11 protein-coding genes, 1 tRNA gene and 1 pseudogene are annotated in these 17,804 nt (G+C 72.8%); 6 read left to right on the top strand and 7 right to left on the bottom strand.

Annotated features, from left to right (window positions below):
- Positions 1-331: 331 nt before the first annotated feature.
- Positions 332-1,099: pseudogene (locus WBQ80_RS03775) on the bottom strand (phosphotransferase); the annotation flags it as partial.
- A gap of 84 nt (positions 1,100-1,183) precedes the next feature.
- Between WBQ80_RS03775 and nudC the strand changes: the two are divergent.
- Both nudC and WBQ80_RS03765 read left to right on the top strand, forming a co-directional pair.
- On the top strand, positions 1,184-2,206 hold the full coding sequence (gene nudC, locus WBQ80_RS03770; RefSeq protein WP_336571258.1) for an NAD(+) diphosphatase: 1,023 nt from the start codon (positions 1,184-1,186) through the stop codon (positions 2,204-2,206).
- Positions 2,203-4,020 carry an ATP-dependent helicase gene (locus WBQ80_RS03765; protein ID WP_336571307.1) on the top strand — a complete coding sequence of 606 codons (1,818 nt, stop codon included), beginning with the start codon at positions 2,203-2,205 and terminating at the stop codon, positions 4,018-4,020. The genes nudC and WBQ80_RS03765 overlap by 4 nt, the downstream gene beginning before the upstream one ends.
- 801 nt (positions 4,021-4,821) lie before the next feature.
- On the opposite strand, the gene WBQ80_RS03760 is transcribed toward WBQ80_RS03765, so the two are convergent.
- Complete coding sequence (locus tag WBQ80_RS03760) at positions 4,822-6,249, bottom strand: zinc-dependent metalloprotease (protein ID WP_336571305.1); 1,428 nt, start codon at positions 6,247-6,249, stop codon at positions 4,822-4,824.
- A 217-nt stretch (positions 6,250-6,466) separates the two neighbouring features.
- On the opposite strand from WBQ80_RS03760, the gene WBQ80_RS03755 reads away from it, so the two are divergent.
- The 4 genes from WBQ80_RS03755 to WBQ80_RS03740 all read left to right on the top strand — a co-directional run bounded on the left by WBQ80_RS03755 (position 6,467) and on the right by WBQ80_RS03740 (position 11,765).
- Positions 6,467-7,603, top strand: a complete 1,137-nt coding sequence (locus tag WBQ80_RS03755) for a YlbL family protein (protein WP_336571257.1) — start codon at positions 6,467-6,469, stop codon at positions 7,601-7,603.
- Positions 7,604-7,791: 188 nt separating this feature from the next.
- Positions 7,792-10,704: a UPF0182 family membrane protein gene (locus WBQ80_RS03750; protein WP_336571256.1), complete on the top strand. Its 2,913-nt coding sequence runs from the start codon at positions 7,792-7,794 to the stop codon at positions 10,702-10,704.
- Entirely contained in the window at positions 10,701-11,576 is an 876-nt protein-coding gene (locus tag WBQ80_RS03745) for a class I SAM-dependent methyltransferase (RefSeq protein WP_336571254.1), read from the top strand. The genes WBQ80_RS03750 and WBQ80_RS03745 overlap by 4 nt, the downstream gene beginning before the upstream one ends.
- 112 nt (positions 11,577-11,688) lie before the next feature.
- Positions 11,689-11,765, top strand: a tRNA-Met gene (locus tag WBQ80_RS03740).
- A 206-nt stretch (positions 11,766-11,971) separates the two neighbouring features.
- Here the strand turns inward: WBQ80_RS03740 and WBQ80_RS03735 are convergent.
- From WBQ80_RS03735 to WBQ80_RS03715, 5 genes are all read right to left on the bottom strand, one after another.
- A complete protein-coding gene (locus WBQ80_RS03735) occupies positions 11,972-12,250 on the bottom strand; it encodes a hypothetical protein (RefSeq protein ID WP_337282462.1) in 279 nt (92 codons plus the stop codon).
- Between the two features lie 90 nt (positions 12,251-12,340).
- Positions 12,341-14,488, bottom strand: a complete 2,148-nt coding sequence (locus WBQ80_RS03730) for a hypothetical protein (RefSeq protein WP_336571252.1) — start codon at positions 14,486-14,488, stop codon at positions 12,341-12,343.
- A 166-nt stretch (positions 14,489-14,654) separates the two neighbouring features.
- Positions 14,655-16,520, bottom strand: coding sequence for a glycoside hydrolase family 15 protein (locus tag WBQ80_RS03725; RefSeq protein WP_336571251.1), 1,866 nt, complete (start codon positions 16,518-16,520; stop codon positions 14,655-14,657).
- A 6-nt stretch (positions 16,521-16,526) separates the two neighbouring features.
- Entirely contained in the window at positions 16,527-17,024 is a 498-nt protein-coding gene (locus tag WBQ80_RS03720) for a hypothetical protein (RefSeq protein ID WP_336571250.1), read from the bottom strand.
- Between the two features lie 21 nt (positions 17,025-17,045).
- A complete protein-coding gene (locus WBQ80_RS03715) occupies positions 17,046-17,777 on the bottom strand; it encodes a helix-turn-helix transcriptional regulator (RefSeq protein WP_336571249.1) in 732 nt (243 codons plus the stop codon).
- Positions 17,778-17,804 lie beyond the last annotated feature (27 nt).

Here is a 17,804-nt window from a genome sequence, read left to right as displayed (position 1 = left end):
CCGATCCGCCGGCCGCGCCCGCGGCCGTGCCCTCGAGGTGGCGCCGCAGTTCCTCGACGTCGTAGCTGTCGGTGAGCATGCCCGTGCCGGGCTCGCGCGCGGCGGCATCCCGCGGCGTGGTCTCGAGGAGGCGCTCGACGTCGGTCACCGCGAGCACCGGACCGGTGTCGGTCGTGAGCGACTCCGAGGAGTGGTCGTGCACACGCGCGACCAGCCCGTCGAGCAGGCCCACGGCGTCCTCGATGACCGCGTCGTCGTGCGTGTCGACGCCGTGGAGGAGCCAGCGCGCCAGCTCGAGCTCGCCGTAGAGCAGCGCCCGCCGGGCGAGCTCGGCGTCCGCGAGGCCCGCCCGCGCGGTCATGTACGCGGCGAGGGTCTCCTCCGCTGCGGCACCCGTCGACGTGAGCACCCAGTGCAGGTCGCGCGCGGGATCGTCCTGCGCGAGTCCGGACCATCCGATGATCCCGGTGACGTGGTCGCCCTCGACGAGGAAGGAGTCGGCACCGAGCTGCCCGTTCACGACCGTGGGTCCGAACCGCCACAGGGTGTCGTCGTCGGTCGCCTCCTCCCATCGGCGGATGAGCGCGGCCGGCAGGCGGCCCGTGTCGGCCGCGCGGTCGATGACCTCGACGGCCGCCTCGCGGGCCTGCTCGGCCGTGCGGCGCGGAAGCCCCGCCTCGCCGATGAACCCGGCGGGGAGCGCGTGGATCGCGGCGATCGCGCGACCGACCGCGCCGGCGAGCTCCGGAGCGGAGGTGAGCTCGTCCGCCGACCGCACGGCGCCGGGGATGAATCCCGTGACGACCGCGCGGGTCGGCCCGATCGGCGCCTGGCCGACGAACTCGGGGACCGCGAACGGCAGGCGCGAACGGATGCCGGCGGACAGCGCCCGCAACCCGACCAGGTCGGCGGACTGCTCGTTCTCGGCCGTCGGCGACCGCGGCACGCGGATCATCAGCCTTCGGCCGTCGGTGGACTGGAGCTCGACGGCATCGAACGCGCCCGACGTCCCGTACGTGTGCGCCCGGGCCGCCCGCACCTCGAGTCCCGCCACCGCGGCCGTGGCCAACGCGGCTAGAGTGAGTGGGGGTCTGGCCATGGCACCAGCCTAAGCACGCGTCCTCGCCCGCCCGGCGACCGCCACGCCTTCCCGACGACTCCGGACGAAAGCGAGAGGTGGACCGTGCGCGAACCCGAGTCCGTCGCCCCGCCGCATTCCCGCAGCGGCCGGCTCGCCGCCGACGCCCCCGCCGTGCCCCCGCTGGCCCGCGAGCACCTCGACCGCGACGCGGTGCGCCGCACCGACCCGTCGCGACAGGCGGCGTTCGACGCCGACCCGAACGCCCGCGTGCTCCTGGTCCGTGAGGGGCGGGTGCTGGTCGCGGCCGGCGAGCCGACGGCCCTCGACCTGCGGCATCCGTCGGCCCTGCCCGACCCGGTCGTGCGCATGTACCTCGGGCGAACGCTCGACCCGTCGACGGATGCCGCGGGCGATGCGCTCCCGGCGGGCAGCCCCGTCGAGGCGTGGGTGCTCGCGGACGCCGACGCCGACGCGCTGGCGGACGACGCCGGCTCCTGGCGCGGGCTGCGTTCCGTCGCGACCATGCTCGACGACCGCGACGCGGGACTCGCCATCCAGGCCGTCGCGCTCGCCATCTGGCACGACACGCACGCGTTCTGCCCCGCGTGCGGCAGCCCGACCGAGGTGGTGACCGCCGGATGGGCGCGCCGCTGCCTCGCCGAGGACCGCATGCGCTTCCCGCGCACCGACCCGGCGGTGATCGTGATCGTGACCGACGACGACGACCGCGTGCTGCTCGGCTCGAACGCGATGTGGGAGCAGGACCGCTTCTCGGTGCTCGCGGGCTTCGTCGAGCCGGGGGAGTCGCTCGAGGCGGCCGTGGTCCGGGAGATCGCCGAGGAGACGGGCCTGCACGTCGACCGGGTCGAGTACCTCGGGTCGCAGCCGTGGCCGTTCCCGGCGAGCCTCATGCTCGCGTTCCGGGCACGCGTGGTCGACGGGGCGTCCGTCGCCCCGGTGCCGGACGGCGAGGAGATCGTCGAGCTGCGCTGGTTCGACCGATCCGAGCTGCGCGGTGCGCTCGGCCGCGTCGCGCTGCCCGGCGAGACCTCGATCGCGCGGTGGATGCTCGAGCAGTGGTACGGCGAACCGCTCGAGTCGTCGCTGCCCTGGTCGACGTCATGACCTCGGGCGATCCGCTCCTCGACGCCCTCGACGACGAGCAGCGCGTCGCGGCCGAGGCGCTCGTCGGCCCGGTGTGCGTGCTGGCCGGCGCCGGGACGGGCAAGACCCGCGCGATCACGCACCGGATCGCCTACGGCGTGGCATCCGGCGCCTACGACCCCGCGCGCGTCATGGCCCTGACGTTCACCAACCGGGCGGCCGCCGAGCTGCGCTCCCGCCTGCGGGCACTCGGCGCGGGCGGCGTCCCCGCGCGGACCTTCCATGCGGCGGCGCTGGCCCAGCTGAATCACTTCTGGCCGATCGTCGCGGGCGGGCCCGCGCCGCGCGTGCTCGAGTTCAAGGGCCGGCTGCTCGGCCTCGCGGCCGAGCGATGCCGGCTGCGCGTCGACACGGCCACGTTGCGCGACGTCGCCGCCGAGATCGAGTGGCGCAAGGTGAGCGTGATGGGCATGGACGACCATCGCGCGCGGCTGGCCTCGCGCGGCGCGCCCGGGTCGCTCGACGCCGACCAGTTCCTCGAGCTCGTCACGGCGTACGAGCAGCTGAAGGACGAGCGGCGGTCGATGGACTTCGAGGACGTGCTCCTCGCGACCGCGGGGATGATCGAGACCGAGCCCGCCGTCGCGATGCAGGTCCGCGAGGGCTACCGTCACTTCGTCGTCGACGAGTACCAGGACGTGTCGCCCGCGCAGCAGCACCTGCTCGACCTGTGGCTCGGCGATCGCCGCGACGTGTGCGTGGTCGGCGACGCCAGCCAGACGATCTACTCGTTCGCGGGCGCCTCCGCCGAGCACCTGCTCGGCTTCGAACGGCGCTACCCGGATGCCACGGTCGTGCGCCTCGAGCGCAACTACCGGTCGACGCCCGAGATCGTCGAGGTCGCGAACCGCCTGGTGCGCGGGCGGCCCGGGGCGCTCCGACTCGTGGCGGCGGCACCCGATGGTGGCGACCCGGCCGTCCCCGCGGCGGCGCGGCCGCACTCGGGCGCCGCGGGGTCCGCAGCGGGCCGGGTCCCGCACGGCGCGCTGCCCGAGGTCGTCGCCTACCCCGACGAGCTCGCGGAGGCGCGCGGCACGGCCACCCGCATCCGGGAGCGCATCGACGCCGGCGTGCCCGCCGAGTCGATCGCGGTCCTCATGCGCGTGAACTCGCAGTCCGCGTTGCTCGAGCAGGCGCTCGCCGAGGTCGGCGTGGCCACGCGCGTTCGCGGCGCGCAGCGGTTCTTCGAGCAGCCCGAGGTCAAGCAGGCCGTGCACGCCATCCGCGCCCAGGCGCTCGCGTCCACGGGCGAACCGCTGTTCAAGACGGTCAGCGACGTGCTCCGCTCGCTCGGCTGGTCGGTCGAGCCGCCGGAGGGGCCGGGCGCGGTGCGCTCGCGGTGGGAGTCGCTCAACGCGCTCGCGCGCCTCGTCGACGACGTGCCCGCGGGCACCACGCTCCGCACGTTCGCCGACGAGCTCTCAGCGCGCGCCGCGTCGCAGAACGAGCCGGCGATCGCCGCCGTGACGCTCGCGACGCTGCACTCCGCCAAGGGCCTCGAGTGGGACGAGGTGCACCTGGTCGGCCTCACCGAGGGCATGCTGCCCATCGCGTACGCGACGGGACTCGACGCGATCGACGAGGAGCGCCGGCTGCTCTACGTCGGGATCACGCGGGCACGGCGTCGGCTGACGCTGAGCTGGGCGGCGCGGTCCGGCGCGCATCGAGGCGAGCGGGAGCCGTCGCGGTTCCTCCGGGAACTCGACATCCGCACTCGGGATGCGACGCGACCGGCCCGGGAGCGGGTGGCGAGCGGCGTTCCGTCGCGTCGCTGACGAGCACGACCGCCCCGTCGAGCTCGGTGCGCCCCAGGTGCAGCAGGTCGTCGACGGCGGATGCCGCGAGCGCGAGCGCCTCGTGCTCGACTCGGGGCGCGCGGGGCGGGGTCGGTGCGACGGCCAGCTGCGCGGCGACCGCCGGCCACGCGGCATCCGCGTCGCGACGGGCGAGGTGCACGCAGCGCAGGCACGCCCCGGAACCGGGCCGGACGAGCGGACCGACCTCGGCGCCGCGTTCGTCGAACACGACCGCGAGGTGGGGCACGTCGGCCGCGAGCCACGGCAGGTGCGCACCGGGCGGGACCACCCGCGCGGCGATCAGGACGACCGCGTCCACCTCCTCGGCGGGTGCGCTCGCCGCGTGCACGGGCCGATGGCCGAGACGCGCGAGCAGGCCGCCGAGCGCCGAGACCCGGTCTGGGTCGCCGTCGAGCGCGATCGTCCCGGCGTGACGGGTGCGGCCGGGTGCCGTCTCCGGGAGGAGCGCCGGCGCGAGCCGCTCGAGCAGCTCGTCGACGTCGCGCCCGTCGCCGCCGAGCGCCGTGCCGATGGTCGTGAGCGTCGCCCGGCTCGCTCCCGCCGCGAGCGCACTCAGCAGGCCCTCCTCGAACGGACCCGGCGCGTGGAGCACGGCGAACGGGCGCACCCCGCCGAGCTGGAGGTCATGCTGCGTGCGCCAGACGAGGGGGAGTGCGGGATCGAGTCGCGGCGTCATCCCGGAAGCATGCCCGACGTCCGGTGCACGGGTCGCTCGTCGTCCACAGGGGGCCGGGGGAACGGACGCGCCGTGGCGCCGGGTCAGTCGCTGCCGCGACCTCCGCCGGACGGACCTCGGTCGTCGTCGTCGGAGCCGTCGTCGGCGGACTCGTTCGACGCGCCGTCCGGCCCGCCCGTCTCCGCCCCGCCCGTCTCCGGCCCGCCCGTCTCCGACCCATCGGCGGTCGGTCCGGCTTCACCGCGCAGCAGCGCCTCCAGCGCCTGATCGAACTCCGCGTCCGCCTCGCCGGCGGCGTGCCCGCCCGCCGCGAGGCGAGCGGCCAGGGGCGCCGGATCGTCGAGGTCGGCGGCCGTTGGCAGCAGGTCGGGATGCGACCACAGCGCGTCGCGCTCGGCCACGCCGACGGCCTCCGTCACGGCGCGCCACATCGCGGCGGCGTCGCGGAGGCGGCGCGGGCGGAGCTCGAGGCCGACGAGCGTCGCGAGGGCCGACTCGGCCGGGCCACCCGTGGCGCGACGGCGCCGGATCGTCTCGGCCACGGCGTCCGACTTGGGCAGGCGCTCCGTGGCATCCGCCGTCACGACGTCGACCCAGCCCTCGACGAGGGCGAGCACGGTCTCGAGGCGGCCGAGCGCGGCCTCCTGCTCGGGGGACTTCGCACGCAGCAGCGCGCCGTTCGCGACGGCGTCGCGCAGCTCGTCGGTGTTCGACGGGTCGAAGCCCTCGGCGAGCTCCTCGAGTCGCTCGACGTCGACGTCGATGCCGCGGGCGAATGCGGTGATCGCCGTGATGAGGTGGAGGCGGAGCCATCGCGCGTGCCGGAAGAGGCGGGCATGGGCGAGCTCGCGCACGGCGAGGTACAGCTCGACCTGGTCGGCCCGAATGTCGAGGCCGGCGCCGAACTCCGCGATGTTCTGGGGAAGGAGCGCTGCGCGGTCCTCGAGCAACGGGACGCCGACATCGCCGCCGGACACGACCTCGGTCGAGAGCTGGCCCACGACCTGGCCGAGCTGCATCGCGAACATGGCGCCGCCGATGCCGCGCATCATGCGACTCGCGCCCTGCACCATGGCGCGCATCTCCTCGGGGGCCTGCTCGCTCATCACGCGCGTCAGCGAGTCGGCGATGCTCAGCGCGACCGGTTCGGCGAGCTGCGACCAGATCGGGAGGGTCGCCGCAGCCCAGGCGCGGCGCGTCAGCAGCTCGGGCCGGGTCGGGAGCGCCGAGACGTCGACGACCTCGTCGAGCCAGAGCGCGGCCACCTGCACGGCGCGGTCGAGCCGCTCGGTCTCGTCCGCGTCGACCTGGCGCTGCCCGGAGGATGCGCGCTGCTCGGCCTGCCGGAGCGCGAGCGACCAGTCGATGCCCTCGTCCTCCGAGCGCTGCATCGCCTGCTGGAGCTGGCTGAAGATCGCCGCGAGGCTCGCCGGATCGCTCGGGAGGCCGGCCGCGTTGGCGAGCTTCGACGGATCGATGCCGCCCGACCCGGACAGCAGCTCGCGCAGCATGTCGCGGAACTCGTCTTCCGGGTTCCGGTCGGGCTGGTCGTCGCGTTCGGCCACGGAGGCCACCTCCCTCGATCGGCTTTCCACGCTACCGCCGCGCTCGGTCTTCCTCCCCGGGAATTGGCCTAGGCTGACCTTCCGGGTGTCCGCCCGTCGCGAACAGCGCCGCACCAGCCGGCGCGGGGCGGTTCCGCGGTGCCCTGGGAAGGATGAACCGGGCATGGTGCTGTACGGACCCGAGGCGGATGCCGCGCCCACGGGGGGCCGCGACGCGCCCGTCGCGCCCGCCCGCCGCAGTCGCCGGGAGCGCATCGGCTGGGGCGCCGTCGCCGTGGCCGCCCTGCTCGGGCTCGTCGTCGCGCTGCTCCCGTCGCCGTACGTGATCCAGCAGCCCGGACCGGTGTTCGACACGCTCGGCACCACCCAGTCCGACGGCGAGGAGATCCCGCTGATCTCCATTCCCGACGAGGAGACGTTCCCGACCGAGGGATCGCTCGACCTCCTCACGGTCTCCGCGGTCGGTCGGCCCGGCAACACCCCGGGGTGGCTCGACGTCGCCGTCGCGTGGTTCGACACCCGGCGCGCCGTCGTGCCCGTCGAGGCGGTCTTCCCGCCCGGGATCAGCGAGGAGGACCGCGACTCGCAGAACGAGGCGCAGATGGTCGACTCGCAGCAGGACGCCATCGCGGCCGCCCTCGTCGAGCTCGGCTACGAGTTCCCGCGCGAGGTCGTCGTGCAGGGGGTCGGCGACGGCCTGCCCGCCGACGGCGTGATCGAGGCGGGGGATGTCATCACCGCGGTCGACGGGCAGCCCGTCCTGTCGGTCGGCGAGCTGCGCGACGCGCTCGCCGAGCACGGCACCGACTCGCCGGCGGTGCTCGAGGTCGTGCGCGACGACGAGACCGTGGAGGTCGAGGTCACGCCCGTCGAGCGGAACGGGCAGGTCGTGATCGGCGTAGGCGTGCGCATGCGCTACGAGTTCCCGATCGACGTCGAGATCCGCCTCGACGACGTCGGAGGTCCCAGCGCGGGCATGATGTTCGCCCTCGGGATCATCGACAAGCTCACGCCCGGCGCGATGACCGGCGGCGAGAACGTCGCCGGCACCGGCACCATCGACTCCGACGGCGAGGTCGGCGGCATCGGCGGCATCCGCCAGAAGCTGTGGGGCGCCGTCGACAGCGGGGCCGAGTGGTTCCTCGCGCCCGAGGCCAACTGCGGCGAGGTGGTCGGCCACATCCCCGACGGGCTCGAGGTCTTCGCCGTCGAGACGCTCGACGATGCGCGCGAGATCGTGGAGGCCGCCGGCGAGGGCGGCGACACCTCGTCATTCGCGCGGTGCGAGGCGACCGGCTGACCCTCGCCTCCGCCGCAGGGGGTTCGCGCGTCCGGCGGGCGCAACGGTATCGGTTCGTTACCGGGACCGCTCGGCACTGCGTCCGCCACCAGCCCTTTCCAAGACTGCCGACCATAGGATGGGAACCCGTCCCGTCCCGACCCGAATGAGGCCGAGAAGTGTCCACAGCACAGCCGCAGGAACCGAGGATGCCGCGCCGTCGCGCTCCGATCGCGATCACGATCGGCATCGTGGGCGCGCTCGTCGTCGCCTTCTTCGTCTTCGCCGGCATCTACGCCGACATCCTGTGGTACCAGCAGCTCGACTTCGTCGAGGTGCTCCTCACCGAGTGGGTCGCGCGCGTCGTGCTGTTCCTCATCGGCTTCGCCGCGATGGCGGTGCCGGTGTGGATCTCGATCCAGGTGGCCTACCGCACGCGGCCGGTCTACGCGAAGCTCAACTCGCAGCTCGACCGCTACCAGGAGGTGTTCGAGCCGCTGCGCCGGCTCGCCATGTTCGGCGTGCCGATCGTGCTCGGCATCTTCGCCGGCGTCTCGACCGCGAGTCGCTGGGATTCGGTGCTCACCTGGCTGAACCGGACCCCGTTCGGCACGATCGACCCGCAGTTCGGGCTCGACGTGGGGTTCTACGTCTTCGAGCTCCCCTTCTACCGCTCGGTCGTCGGCTTCGCCTCGGCGGTCGTGCTCCTGTCGGGCCTGCTCGTCATCGCGACGAACTACCTCTACGGCGCCATCCGGATCAGCGGCCGCGAGGTCGTCATCTCGAAGGCCGCGCGGATCCAGATCGCGATCACCGCCGGCCTCTACCTGCTGCTGCAGGCCGTCAGCATCTGGCTCGACCAGTACGCCACCGTGACCGAGGTCGGCTCCCTCATCACGGGTGCCTCGTACACCGACGTGAACGCCACCATCCCGGGCCGGCAGATCCTCGCGGTCATCGCCGCGGCGGTCGCCATCCTGTTCCTGATCACGGCGTTCCTCGGCCGGTGGCGGCTTCCCCTGGTCGGCGCCGTGCTGCTCGTGGTGTCGAGCCTGCTCATCGGTTCGCTCTACCCGTGGGTCGTGCAGCGCTTCCAGGTCGACCCCAGCGCCCGTTCGCTCGAGGCCGAGTACATCCAGCGGAACATCGACCTCACCCGCGACGCGTTCGGCGTGTCCGACATCGAGGAGATCCCGTACGAGGCGAAGACCGACGCCGAGCCGGGCGCCCTGCGCGAGGACGCCGAGACGACCGCGAGCATCCGCCTCATGGACCCGGCGATCATCAGCCCGGCGTTCCGCCAGCTCGAGCAGTTCCGCCAGTACTACCAGTTCCCCGAGTCCCTCGACGTCGACCGGTACGAGATCGACGGGCAGATGCAGGACACGATCGTCGCCATCCGCGACCTCAACCTCGAGGGCCTCGGCGATGCTCAGACGTGGTTCAACACGCACCTCGTCTACACGCACGGCTACGGCCTCGTGGCGGCGGCGGGCAACCAGCGCTCGAGCGACGGCCAGCCGGTGTTCCTGCAGTCCGGCATCCCCTCGACGGGAACCCTGCCGGAGTTCGAGCCGCGCGTGTACTTCGGCGAGAGCTCGCCCGAGTACTCGATCGTCGGCGCGCCCGAGGGTTCGCGCGAGATCGAGCTCGACTTCCCGGCCGGCGGCGACGGCGAGCCGCAGCAGACGACGTTCGACGGCGACGGCGGGCCGAAGCTCGACAACGTCTTCACCAAGCTCGTCTACGCGCTGAAGTTCCAGTCCGAGCAGATCTTCCTCTCCGACCAGGTGAACGACGAGTCGCAGATCCTCTACGACCGCAACCCGATCGAGCGCGTGCAGAAGGTGGCGCCGTACCTCACGCTCGACACCGACGCCTACCCGACCGTCGTCGACGGACGGATCGTCTGGATCGTCGACGGGTACACGCTCTCCGACCAGTACCCCTACTCGAACAAGGTGAGCTACAGCGAGGCGATCTCCGACAGCGACACCGTCTCGTCGCCGCTCGCGTTCGACGAGGTGAACTACATCCGCAACTCGGTCAAGGCGACCGTCGACGCCTACGACGGCAGCGTCACGCTGTACGCCTGGGACGAGGAGGACCCGATCCTCAAGACGTGGGACAAGATCTTCCCCACGAAGCTCCGCCCGATGAGCGAGATGTCGGGCGAGCTCATGAGCCACGTGCGCTACCCGGCCGACCTGTTCAAGATGCAGCGCGCCGTGCTGGGGCGCTACCACGTGACCGAGGCCGACGCGTTCTACTCGCGCGAGGATGCCTGGACCACCCCCCTCGACCCGACGCAGGGCCAGGCGAGCACGCTGCTCCAGCCGCCGTACTACCTCACGATGCAGATGCCGGGTCAGGAGGAGCCGACGTACTCGCTCTACTCGACCTTCATCCCCGAGGCTCGCGGGCAGGCGAGCCGCAACGTGCTCCGCGGATACCTCGCGGTGGACTCGAACGCGGGCTCGGAGGACGGCGAACGGGCCGAGGGCTACGGCAAGCTGCGGCTGCTGAACCTCCCCGAGGACGACAACGTCCCCGGACCCGGCCAGGTGCAGAACCGCTTCAACAGCGACACGTCGATCTCCGCCCAGCTGAACATCCTCCGCCAGGGCCAGTCCGACGTGATCAACGGCAACCTGCTGACGATCCCGGTCGGCGGCGGCCTGCTCTACGTGCAACCCGTGTACGTGCGGTCGACCGGTGAGACCAGCTACCCCGTGCTGCAGAAGGTGCTCGTCGCGTTCGGTGACGAGATCGCGTTCCAGGACACCCTCGACGAGGCGCTCAACGTCCTCTTCGGCGGCGACTCGGGGGCGGCGGCCGGTGACGAGGAGGTCGAGCCGACGCCGCCCGACGCGGAAGGCGAGGGCGAGGGCGAAGGCGAGGGCACCGAGACGCCGGTGACCGCCGACACCGAGCTGCAGAGCCTGCTCAATCGCGCCCGCCAGGCCATCGAGGACAAGCAGGCGGCGCTGCAGGCCGGCGACTGGGTCGAGTACGGACGGGCCGACGCGGAGCTCGCCGAGATCGTGTCCGAGCTCATCGTGCTCGCCGGCGACGACGCGGCCGAGGCGCCCGCCACCGAGCCTCCGGCGGAGGGCGAATGAGCGGAGCCGGCGTCGACCTCCGCGACGGCGACTGGCTCGACGACAACCGGGCGAACTGGGACGAGCGCGTGCATGTGCACGTGGCTTCGCCCTTCTACGACCGTGCGCGGCTTCGCGAGGGCGGGAGCCAGCTCGACCCGATCGCGCGCGCCGGCGTGGAGCGGCTGTTCCCGGACGGGCTCGACGGGGTGCGCGTGCTGCACCTGCAGTGCCACTTCGGCTCCGACACGCTCTCGCTCGTGAACGCCGGCGCCACCGCGGTGGGCCTCGACTTCTCCGAGCCCGCCGTCGTCGAGGCCCGACGGATGGCCGACGAACTCGGCGTCGCCGACCGCGCCCGCTTCGTGCAGGCCAACCTGTACGACGCGCGCCACGCCCTGCCCGAGCCCGGGTCGTTCGACCTGGTGTTCACGACCTGGGGCACGATCGGCTGGCTTCCGGATGTCGCGGAGTGGGCGCGCATCATCGAGTGGTTCCTCGCCCCGGGCGGCCGGCTGTTCTTCGCCGACGGCCACCCGTCGGCGTACGTGTTCGACGGCGACGGGGGCCCGGAAGGGCTGCCGCAGTTCACCTACCCCTACGTCGCCGACGGACCGGACGTCCTCGACGACCCGAGCGACTATGCCGACCCCGACGCCCGCCTCGAGCACGCGCGGACGTGGGAGTGGATGCATCCGCTGGACGAGGTCCTGGGCGCCCTCCGCGACGCGGGCCTGCACGTCGAGTCGTTCACCGAGCACTACGAGGTGCCGTGGCGGATCTTCCCCGTGACGGTTCCCAAGCGCGACGGCATGTTCGGGTGGCCCGACCGCCGGTGGCTGCCGCTCTCGTACGAGGTCGTCGCGTCCGCGCCGCGCCCGGTGGTCCAGTAGGACGCGACGCGCCCGTACCGAGACCGGAGCGCCCGTACCGGGACCCGAAACGCCCGGCCGGCGCCCTCGATTCGACCCCGCTCCGAGCCCGTGCTAGTGTTATCTCTCGTGCCGCGGGGTGGAGCAGTTCGGTAGCTCGCTGGGCTCATAACCCAGAGGTCGTAGGTTCAAATCCTGCCCCCGCAACCAAGAAGAGGCCGGTATCGGAGAATCCGATACCGGCCTCTCACCGTTGCGGCGCCTTCCGGCGGAAACGGCTGGGAGGCTGCCGGCAGGTCGACGTCGGGCCACGTGGAACGCACGCGCCGAGAGCGCAACCTTCACGTGCCTGCCGGTGCGGCGTCGCTCGGTCGACGCCGTTCCGACGCCGGTCCGGGCGTGCGTCCCGCCGGGTCTCAGGCCCTGGAGCGGTCGAGCGCTGCGACGAGGGCATCGAGCTGCGGCTTCTCGGGCTCCTCGACCGTCAGCGACATGAAGGAGGTCATGGCGAGCATGACCTCGTAACGGCCGGGCCGACCGCGCTTGCCCGGCCGGTGGGTGACTCTGATCTCGCGATACGTCGAGATCGGGTTCCGCGCCGCCTCGTCGAGGCCGTTGTGCCGGAACTTGGCGACGGTCGCGCCGTCGTACAGGAGTCGTTCGCCGTTGGCGCCCTTCACCTCGATGGTTTCCATAGCCCACCTTCTCAGATGCGCCGGCGGAACGGGCAGACCCCGGTCCGAGGAGGACCGGGGCCTGCCGAGAGGTTCGAGACGCGGACGGGATTATCCCTTCCTGCCCTTGCCGGTGTTCGTCACGTCGAGCGAGTAGCCCGCGTCGAGCGTGTCGAGGTCGCCGGTGGGCAGGTTCGACACGAGCGTGGCGAAGTCGCGGTTGGGGCCCTTCGCGCACGTGGTGTCGAGACCCGACATCGAGATGTCGTCGCCCTCGAGGCGGTACACGTGGTTGCCCGACTCATCGACGATCTCGAAGTCGGACTCCACTCCGGGCGTCAGGTCGCAGCTCGCGATGACCTGCAGCGTCCAGTTGTTGTCCTGGAGGCCGGTCGTCTCGGTCCACTCGCCCTCGGCCGACGACACCGCGGCCGCCTCGCCGTCGACCATCACGTCGTCGACGAACCAACCGGTGTCGAGGTAGGCGGCGTCGGTCGAGTACCGGAAGCGCACGTCCGTCGTGCCGGCGGGCAGGTCGGCCGACAGGTGCACGTACTCGGGCTCGTCGACGAAGTACTCGCCGCCGGAGGTGCCGGTCAGGCCGTTGCCCTCCTCGTTGTTCCCGTGCGGGTCGTCGTCGGTCGTGACCGTCGCGCCGGAGTCGTCCGTGAGCGGAACCGTCACCCACTCGTCACCGACGAGCGCCTCGACGAAGCCGTAGTCCCAGCCCTCCTCGATGAAGTGCCACGTCCAGAAGTCGAGCGTCGTGGCCGCGCCATCCGTCACGTCGACGTCGAGGATGTTGTCGGCCTGGCTCTCGTAGCCGGCGTACCAGTGGGTCTCGCCCGAGTGGGGCGCGATCTGCGTGGTGTCGTCGCCGTCGAGTCCGACGGTCACGGTCGGGCCCGGGTTGCGGAACCGCTCGACCTGGATGCCGTACGGCAGCGCCGTGTCGGCCTGGCCGTTCTTGCGCCGGTCCCACTTCGCCTCGGGCTGCGCGCCCTGGTTCGAGCCGCGGCCGTCCCAGAACTGGTCGTCGGCGATGTCGATCGTCCAGCTCGTCGAGGCCGGGTCGCCGAAGTCGACGGCCTTGACGTCGAAGCGCTCCGAGTCCTCGTCGTCGAGGTACACCGCGACGGCCCAGTCCTGGTAGAGCTCCTCGGCCGAGCGCAGCGACGCGCCCGTGGCCGCGTTGAACTCGTCGATCGCGGCCTGCACGCCCGCCATGCCGTCGGCCTGGTTCTCGAAGATGAGCTTGATCAGCAGGTCGCCGCCCGCGCCGTCGTACTCGAGGTCGGGCTCGTAGGTGCCGTCGCCGTTGCCGCCGGCCTGCTCCCACAGGTACTGCATGTAGGTGTAGGCGGCGCCGTAGTTCTCGAGGCCGCCCGCCCAGCGCGTGAGCGACGTCTCGGCGTAGAAGACCTGGTGGTAGGTCAGGTGCGACCCGCCAACGTCGTAGCCGTTGAGGAACACCGCGAAGTCCGCGAGGCCCTCGTCGACCCAGCTGAGCTCGCCCGGGTCGCTGTAGTTGTGCAGCAGGTGCTCGAGCTCGTGCGCGATCACCCCTTCGTAGAGGGTCGGCTGGTCGTTCTCGGGGTCGTCGTCGCGCCACTCGGCATCGTTCTCGCCGACGCGGTTCGCCCAGTCGTAGGCGTCGATGACGATCGTGTTCATGCCGGCCGACTCGATGAAGTCGGGGGCGAAGTACCCGGCGGTGTAACTCGTGACCGCGCAGTCGTAGTACTGCTCGTCCTGCACGTTGTACACCACCATCACGAGCGAGTCGCTCGCGGGCTCATCGGGGTCGGCCGCGTCCATGGGGCCGAAGTGCTCCTCGTCGACGGCGACGATCTGGTTCGCCAGCTGGCCGCCCATGTAGTCGATCTGCGCCTGCGTGATGGTGTAGTCGGCGACGTCGGCGTCGGCGCACGGCACGAACTCGTCATCCGGGGCGGTGTGGTCGAATGCGGGGTCGAGGCTGTCGACCCCGACCGGCGCGCTGCCGTCGAGCGGAGTGCCCGCCGGCACGTAGATGTACACCGGCGTGCCGTCGGGGGTGGTGTCCGAGTAGACGCGCGTGAAGTCCTGGTCGTAGGTGCCGCCGGCAGCGCTGTCGTTGATCGGCAGCGTGATGGTCGGTTCGCCGGGCAGGTTCTCGTGGTCGTCGGCCTGCGCCGGCGCTGCGGTCGCCGCGAGGAAGCTCGCGGCGAGGGCTCCGACGGCGAAGGCGCCGATGGAGCGTCGTGGTGCTCTGAGCACGGGGTTTCCCATCTGTCGTGGCCCCGCTGCGAGAGATGGTTCGTCCGTCGGCGTAGGGACCGATCGTGCGCCGCGACCGGGGCCGGTCGCGCGCCTGAACGAGCACAGTCCACCACGCGGTTGACGCGGATGACAGATCTTGCCTTCCGTCCGGTCATCGGGTTGACTACGCCTCCGCGTGCGGCAGGAGAGCGCTCGGCGCACGCACGGTCCGCAGGGCGCGGGCGGCGTCGATGAGCGCGGAGTGGGTGAGCGCCTGCGGGAAGTTCCCCAGATGGGCGCCAGTGGCCGGGTCCAGTTCCTCGGCGAAGAGGCCGAGCGGCGTGCCGAGCGCGAGCACGTCGGCGAACAGCGCAGACGCGTCATCCGCGCGACCGGTCTCGGCGAGGGCGCGCACCAGCCAGAAGGAGCACGGCAGGAACGCGTTCTCGCCGCCCGCGAGGCCGTCGTCGCCGGGCGGATACCGGTAGAGCAGCGGCCCGCCCGCCGAGAGGCCGCGCCGGATGGCATCGACCGTTCCGCGCGCCTGCGGCCCGAGCGCGTCGTCGAAGCCGAGCCACGAGACGGCGAGGAGCGCGGCATCCAGGTCGGCGCTGCCGTACGTGCGCGTGTAGGCCCCGATCGCCGGGTCGAACCCGCGGGATCGCACCTCATCGGCGATCGCGCCCCGCGCGGCTCGCCACCGGCGGCGCGTCCGCTCGCCGAGCGGATGCGACTCGGCGATGCGCAGCGCGCGGTCGAGGGCGAGCCATCCCATCAACTTCGAGTGCACGTGCTGCGCAGCGCCCGTCCGCACCTCCCAGATGCCCGCGTCGGGTTCCCCCCAGCGTCGGGCCACCAGGTCGGCGTAGCCGCGCATGGTCCGCCACGTCTCGCCGTGGAGCGGCCGGCCCCGGCGCACCATCTGCCACGCGGCGTCCAGCACCCAGCCGTAGCCGTCGAGCTGGTGCTGCCCGGCGGCTGCGTTGCCGACCCGCACGGGGACGCTTCCGGCGTAGCCCGGCCAGTCCGCGAGCACGCGCTCGCGCGGCGCCGGACGCCCGTCGAGCGTCACGAGCACCGGCAGGCGCGGCCGCTGCAGCCGGCTCGCGTGCAGCAGCCACCACAGGAACCGGTGCGCGTCGAGGTCCTCGCCGATGCCGAGGAACGCGCCCACGCCGATGCTCGCATCGCGCGGCCACGCGTACCGGTAGTCCCAGTTGCGGATGCCGCCGGGCTGCTCCGGAAGCGACGTGGTCGGCGCGGCCACCGGCGCGCCCGAGGGGGAGTAGGTGAGCAGGCGCAGCGTCAGCGCACTCCTGACCACCGCGGCGCGGAACGGGATCTCGTCGGCGATGCGGGACGACCACGCCCGCCAGCGTCGTTCGTCGTCGAGGAGCGCCGCCCACGCGGCATCCGGATCGACGCGGACCAGCGGCTCGTGATGCGCCATGCCGAGTGCCAGGGTCACCTGCTCGCCGGGCCTGAGCCGCAGCGTCCGCGTCACCCCGGGGCGCAGGGCGACGTCCGGCGAGGTGGTGAGCATCAGGGCGAGCGCGCCCCACGAGCACACCAGAGCGGCCCTGTCACGTCGTCCCCGCGGTTGCGCATGCGTCGCCCCGAGGCGAGGGTCGAAGCGGATGGCGACGTCGGCCGGTGCCCCCTCCACGGTGATCCGCCGCACGAGCAGCATCGAGGGCAGCAGGCGGCCGCCCGGCTCGGCCACCATCCCCTCGGTGAGCGTGAGGCGGGCGCCATCCACGTGCCAGGTGGTCTCGAGCGTCGCGGAGTCGTCTCGGTACCGGCGACCGACGCGGTGCGCCGGACCTCCCGGCCCGACGCGGAACGATCCGGCCTCGGCGCCGCCGACCAGCCTGCCGAAGACGGGGGCGCCGTCGAAGCGGGGCAGGCAGAGCCAGTCGATCGAGCCGTCTCCGGCGACGAGGGCGGCCGTGCGGGTGTCGCCGAGCAGACCGTACTCGGCGATCGGGGCGGGCGCGGGCGGCACCGCCGGCGGCGATGCCGGCGCGGGTCGCGGAGTGCGCTCCCGCATGGGCGCTCACCCCGCCCCCGCCTGCAGCAGGATGCCCAGCACGGAGCCGTACAGCACGTGCGCGGCGATCGCGACTGCGGGGGTCTGGTAGCCGTAGTTCAGCCCGAGCAGGCCCGGCGGTTCGAGGACGGCGGTCGTGCTCGGTCCCGCGCGCTCGGACGCCATCCGGGGGTGGATGCCGGGCAGCAGCGGGAGGATGACGAGCAGCGCGACCGCGACGTGCAGCAGGCCGAGCAGCGCGCCGAGCCACCATGTCGCGATGCCGACCAGGGCGAAGGTGGCGGCGTATCCGAGGGCGAACACCTGACCCGCGACGAGGTGCAGGAGGAAGCCGGCCACCCGGGCGCGGTCCGGGTCCTCGGTGACCAGGGTGCCCAGCACGAGCGGCAGGTCCAGCCGCGTGAGACCGGCGAGTTGCGCGCCGATCATGACGGCCGTCAGCGCGGAGGTCGCGAGCAGCCCGCAGAGGAGCCAACCCGTCCAGTCCACCCCCTGCAGCAGCACGGTCGCCTCATCCGGTCCGGCTCACCGGGGTCCGCCGTCGGGCACGGTCGGGTCGACGGTGTCCTGCCGCCGTTCGCCGGCGGCACCGGGCAGCCGGATGCAGCACCGGCCGGCCCCGGGTTCGGCGACCACGCCGACGGCTCCGGGGACGACCTCGGCCATGCCCTCGACGAGAGCGCGGTTCAGGCCGCACACGAGGTCGGTGTGCCGCTGGGCGAGCGCGTGGAACGGGCAGTTGCCGAACACCACGTCATCGCCGTCGTCGAGGGGTTCGAAGCCCTGGCCCTCGAGGGCCGCGAGCAGGGTCGCGCTGCCATCGGCGATCCCGCGACCCTCGTGCCGGGCCAGCTCGTGCAGCGTCGCCTGCACGTCGGCGCCGGCGGCCGAGGCCTCCTCGATGGCGCTCGCGAGCAGGTCGCCGAGCAGGTCGTACCGCCGTTCGGGGAGGGACACGCTCACCTCGCCCTCGGCGCGGCCGTACAGCTTCGACGGACGGCCGGCCCCCGGACCGCTGCGTCCGCTCAGGCGGCGGTAGCGCACCTCGACGAGGCCTTCGTCGGCGAGGCGGTCCAGGTGGAACGCCACCGTGCTCCGCGAGAGCCCGACCGCGGCGGATGCCGCGTCGCGGCTGATCGGGTCGGCGCTGCGCGAGACGAGCTCGTAGAGCGCCATCCTCGCCGGATCCGAGAGCGCGGTGACCGCGCTGATCCGCCGCCGACGTGACGCTTCGCCCGAGCTCTGCTCCGTGTGCACGCCACCAGTCTAGTTCTAAAAGCGATG

The sequence above is a fragment of the Agromyces sp. CCNWLW213 genome, from assembly GCF_037199545.1.
Classification (GTDB): domain Bacteria; phylum Actinomycetota; class Actinomycetes; order Actinomycetales; family Microbacteriaceae; genus Agromyces.
This window is presented reverse-complemented; position numbering and strand designations above follow the sequence as displayed.

Coding starts and splice junctions, on each gene's coding strand:
- WBQ80_RS03760 (WP_336571305.1), bottom strand. CDS start 6,249: ATGCTGCGCGAGCTGCTGTCCGGGTCGGGCGGCATCGATCCGTCGAAG.
- WBQ80_RS03755 (WP_336571257.1), top strand. CDS start 6,467: ATGGTGCTGTACGGACCCGAGGCGGATGCCGCGCCCACGGGGGGCCGC.
- WBQ80_RS03745 (WP_336571254.1), top strand. CDS start 10,701: ATGAGCGGAGCCGGCGTCGACCTCCGCGACGGCGACTGGCTCGACGAC.
- WBQ80_RS03750 (WP_336571256.1), top strand. CDS start 7,792: ATGCCGCGCCGTCGCGCTCCGATCGCGATCACGATCGGCATCGTGGGC.
- WBQ80_RS03725 (WP_336571251.1), bottom strand. CDS start 16,520: ATGCGGGAGCGCACTCCGCGACCCGCGCCGGCATCGCCGCCGGCGGTG.
- WBQ80_RS03765 (WP_336571307.1), top strand. CDS start 2,203: ATGACCTCGGGCGATCCGCTCCTCGACGCCCTCGACGACGAGCAGCGC.
- WBQ80_RS03735 (WP_337282462.1), bottom strand. CDS start 12,250: ATGGAAACCATCGAGGTGAAGGGCGCCAACGGCGAACGACTCCTGTAC.